Raw genomic sequence first — 329 nt, forward strand, 5'->3', positions numbered from 1 at the left:
GAAGTCGGTGGGGTAACCTTTTTGGAGCCAGCCGCCTAAGGTGGGACAGATGATTGGGGTGAAGTCGTAACAAGGTAGCCGTATCGGAAGGTGCGGCTGGATCACCTCCTTTCTATGGAGAATTGATGAACGCTGTTCATCAATATAAGTTTCCGTGTTTCGTTTTGTTCAGTTTTGAGAGAACTATCTCTCATATATAAATGTATGTTCTTTGAAAACTAGATAACAGTGTAGCTCATATTTTTTAATTTTTAGTTTGGTTAAGTTAGAAAGGGCGCACGGTGGATGCCTTGACACTAGGAGTCGATGAAGGACGGGACTAACGCCGA

General features: G+C 43.5%; 1 rRNA gene. It reads left to right on the top strand.

Annotated elements, in window-relative coordinates:
* Window positions 1-112: ribosomal RNA gene (locus tag GBN91_RS28650) — 16S ribosomal RNA — on the top strand; the annotation flags it as partial.
* Window positions 113-329: the final 217 nt, after the last annotated feature.

This window comes from Bacillus sp. B1-WWTP-T-0.5-Post-4 (assembly GCF_009183795.1).
GTDB classification, from domain to species: Bacteria; Bacillota; Bacilli; order Bacillales; family Bacillaceae_G; genus Bacillus_A; species Bacillus_A cereus.